Genomic DNA, 978 nt, shown 5'->3' on the forward strand with positions numbered 1-978 from the left:
GCAGCAGTTTCATGCCGTTCAACGATGCATGTTTGGTGGTGGAGACCACCGTGCCGGTGACTTGGGCCAGATACATGGTGCCTCCTCAGGATGCGGTTATTAACGTGATGCGGCGCGCGGCTAGCTCATCGCGTGCTGCCGGGGTAATCAGGGTGCCGGGTCGGACACTTAGCGTGTCTTCGCTATGCAGGCGTACATCGCGTGCGGTGAGTAATGACTTACCAACGGCGGCGACAGCGCGGTGTGGCACAGATGCCTGTGGTGCAGCCGGTTGTCCCATCATGCGAATGCCGAATTGGCGCAGCGTCTCCTGATAGCGCGAGAGTTGTGCCAGATAGGCGGCTGGCATGGCGGCATCAGGGTGATGCAGTGCGATGATGCGCACGTCCTGCGCCAGCGCCTGAAAGACCCATTGGCTGGCGGCGTTATCACGCAGGCCGAGCGCTATTTTTGCCAGACTGTTATCGGACAAGGCTGGCAGCAGCAGCGTATCGCCGCTGCGTAGCGTGGAGTCAGTGGCCTGTTGGCACGGCACCTGTGGTAGCAGGCGGTTCAGGGCATCGGCAAAGCGTGTGTGCAAGCGCTGTGCGCTGTGGGAGAAGTGCACGCTGAGCAGGCAGCCTGCCTGCGCCAGTGCTGCCAGATAGCGCAGCGTGGCTGGGAAGGCGGCTGCATCATCGCCAGTGATCAGCACAAAGGTGGTTGGCTGCCGTGGGATGTCGGCCTGTGTGCTTTCGAACCCTAAACTTTCGATCCATAAAGTACGGCGGGCAAGCGCATCAGTGATGGCTTTGTCAATCAACGAAGAGAGCGTCTGGCGGTTCATGCTTCCTCTCGTGAACGTCATGGTGCCGCCTGCATGGCAATCCCCAGCGGGGTGACCAGCAGCGGCTCCACCGCAGGAATGATGTTTTTCCCGGTGACCTTGCGGAACACGCCGGGAAATTCGCTAAAGCTGCTGGCACCGCCCACCACGTG

Annotated in this window: 2 protein-coding genes; both read right to left on the minus strand. The window is 60.8% G+C overall.

Annotated elements, in window-relative coordinates; translation table 11 throughout:
- Window positions 1-76, minus strand: a 76-nt coding sequence (locus tag J5224_RS35990; RefSeq protein WP_264628740.1) for a EutN/CcmL family microcompartment protein, incomplete at its 3' end; no start/stop codon positions are given.
- Between the two features lie 9 nt (window positions 77-85).
- Window positions 86-847 (minus strand): flavoprotein, encoded by a 762-nt coding sequence (locus tag J5224_RS30215; protein WP_264628739.1) that lies wholly within the window; start codon window positions 845-847, stop codon window positions 86-88.
- Window positions 848-978: the final 131 nt, after the last annotated feature.

The sequence above is a fragment of the Candidatus Symbiopectobacterium sp. NZEC135 genome (assembly GCF_025962695.1).